This is a genomic window from Moorena sp. SIO2C4 (genome assembly GCF_010672485.1).
Lineage (GTDB): Bacteria > Cyanobacteriota > Cyanobacteriia > Cyanobacteriales > Coleofasciculaceae > Moorena > Moorena producens.
Map to the genome: position 1 here is coordinate 1 of NZ_JAAHGN010000938.1, position 3,037 is coordinate 3,037.

The 3,037-nt window shown below is 40.2% G+C and carries 1 protein-coding gene and 1 pseudogene; both read left to right on the forward strand.

Annotation, left to right across the window (positions count from 1 at the left end):
- Nucleotides 1–322: 322 nt before the first annotated feature.
- Nucleotides 323–1,549: pseudogene (locus F6K20_RS31680) on the forward strand (ISL3 family transposase).
- Between the two features lie 60 nt (nt 1,550–1,609).
- Nucleotides 1,610–2,515, forward strand: a complete 906-nt coding sequence (locus tag F6K20_RS31685) for an NAD(P)-dependent oxidoreductase (protein WP_044495884.1) — start codon at nt 1,610–1,612, stop codon at nt 2,513–2,515.
- Nucleotides 2,516–3,037: the final 522 nt, after the last annotated feature.

A 3,037-nucleotide genomic window follows, 5' to 3' on the forward strand; every position in this document is an offset into this window, starting at 1 on the left:
TGGTTAATGGGGTTATGTAAATTTTTTAGGGAACATGGAACAGGGAACAGGGAACAGGGAACAGGGAACAGATAAGAGGGGAAAAATCCTGTGTACCTGATTATAATACAAACCGCTATAGTAAAGCTAAAAAATATGGTTCTTCAGTACCTAGTATGCTAAACTAATAATTTAAGTCGTTAATACACTAAAAAAAATGCATCAAATTATAGCCCAAAATGTAGCTTTATTTAAATTATAAAGATGAGCTATTATTAACTAGAACTATCAGGGAAGTAACTTGAATATATATTTGTTATTATGAAATCACAAAAGGAAGGAAATTAAAGTGCTGACAGAACTTCTGGATATAAAAGGGGTAAAAGTTGGTTCGCGTCACCAGCACAAAGGGATTGGAATAATTTTACAGATTGAGTCAATCAGTAATGAAAGCATCTGTACTCAGTGTGGGACAAAAAGTTATAAATTACATCAAAATCATCGATATATAATTAAAGATTTGCCTTGGGGAGAGTCCCCAGTATTTTTGGAAATAAATAGACGACAGTTTAAATGTCAAAAATGTAAAAAACCGTTCAGTGAAAAGTTAGATTTCGTCAGGAAAAGAAGAAAATATACTAAAAGGTTGGCTGAGACAACCCTAAAAGAAGTTTTAAGAAGTGATATAAGAAGTGTAGCCCAAAAAGGATTAGTGACAACAGAAGAAATAGAAAGAATGTTAAAAGATGCCAGGTCAGACTTGCCCAAATCTCCACCTAAAAATTTGAAAAAGCTAGGAATTGATGAAATAGCTCTGGTTAAAGGTAAAGGCAATTATTGTGCAGTATTAATAGATTTAGAGAAGTCAGTATTAATTCAAATATTAGAAGGAAGAACACAATTAGAAATCAAAAATTTTTTGATTAAATGGGGTAGAGAGGTCTTAGATAAGATAGAAGAGGTTAGTATTGATTTATGGCAAGGATACAAAAGCTTAGTTTTAGAATTAATGCCCAATGCTCAAGTTGTAGCCGACAGATTTCATGTAATGGTACAAATAAATCAAGAACTAGACTCACAAATAAAACTCGAAAAAACTCAATTAACAACTTTACTAAAAAACGCTAAAACCAAGTCAGATAAATAAAATCATAAACAGAGTTTAGAGAAACTTAAAAAAAGTAAATATGCCCTTTTTAAAAATGAAAAATATTTGACGAAAAAACAAAGTCAGAAACTAGCTCAAGTGAAATAAGTTTCTCCAAGCCTTAAAACTATGCACGAATTTAAAGAAAAAATTCGCCAAATTTTTGATGAAACAAATGATTGGTTAGATGGGCTATTCAAATTAGGTACATGGTTATCAGAAGCGCAAAATTATTTTCCGAAAAGCCGGAATACTATTATTCGTTGGTTAGATGAAATTATCGCATACTTTGATAACAGAACAACTAGTGGGGTGGTTGAGGGTATTAATAACAAATTAAAAGTTATTAAACGTTCAGCTTATGGATTCAGAAACTTTAAAAACTTTCAATCCAGATGTTTACTTAATTGGAATTTTAACTAATAGTTTAGCATACTAGGTACTGAAGAACCGAATATTATAAGCGGACTTAATGGAATCAGCATGAACAGCAATCTTACCTTTCTTGGTCTCGGCGTTATGGGTGGATATATGGCAGCCAATCTTGCCCGTAGTGATTATTCCACCAGTAATTACCCCACTATGGCTTGGAATCGCACCCCCGGTCGTCCAGGAGTCAAGATTGCTGCTGATGCTGGAGCCAAGGTAGTCTCATCGATCCGGGAAGCCGTCGAGTCAGCTGACATCATTTTTTCTTGCTTGGGGGATGTCCCAGATGTGGAAGCGGTTATGCTGGGAGCTGAGGGAGTGGCTGAGTATGCCAAACCCGATACCCTAATTGTGGATTTCACCACCATTGGAGCAAATGCAGCCCAGGGAATCAGTGGGGAACTAAAGAAGCACAACCTACGTTTTCTGGATGCACCAGTTTCCGGTGGGGATATCGGAGCCAAAAATGGGACCCTAACCATTATGCTTGGAGGCGACCAGAAGGACTTCGAGGAGTGTAAACCCCTACTGGAAATTCTTGGCAAAACCATTCGCCTGTGCGGTCCGGTGGGCAGCGGTCAAGCCGTTAAACTGTGCAACCAGGTGCTTTGTTCTGTCCATATGGTAGCCCTATGCGAGGCAATGAAGTTGGCAGAACATCAAGGAATTGACCCTAATTTAGTTATTGAGGTTTGTAGCACAGGTGCTGCTGGGTCATGGGCGTTATCCAACTTAGGGCAACAAGTGGCTGAGTCTGACTTTGAGCCTGGTTTCATGATTAAGCACATGGTCAAAGACCTCAGGCTTGTACTCGAAAGCCTCCAGTCTTCTAGTCTGGATTTGGCTGGAGTTGAATTAGCTGACCGTCTTTTCAAAGTTGTTCAACAACTTGACAGTGGTAAAGGAGGTGAACAGGGAACTCAAGCAATGATTCGTGCTTACGGCGAACTCAGAAGCTGAAGGATGATGGCTTTAACAAAACTCGCTATCCATCCCCAGCTTCTTTAAAGCTGGGGATGGATAGCGAGACCGATTCGTGATATAATAAAATTGGTCGATGACCCGCCTGACTGACTAAAAGGCTACCTATTGATAGAAGGTATACAAAGTACTAGCAGAGCTCAGGGAAGAGACTTGCCCCGGCTGGTTAGCCATAGATGCTGTAATTCCAAGGTAAGTCTGTCGTCAAACTATACGTCTGCGGAAGGCGGATGTCTGCCTGTGGACGCTGAGTAAGACCAATTCTAGCAGGCGCGCGCCTCCAAGGCCGGGTTCCCCGGCCTTGGGTCGCGCCTCTGGTTGAGGCGTCGGGGACGCGCGCGGGAAGCCCAAAAGACGAATAAGACCGTCCCTGAATTGACCTGAGAATTGGAAGCCCCAACCTCAGCGAAGCAGGTTGGGGTACTTCACGCTAGTAGCGGTGATACCAAGTATTTCTTGAGATTTTTCCAAAACTTGATCAGGGTCAAAGGGTTTAGTGAG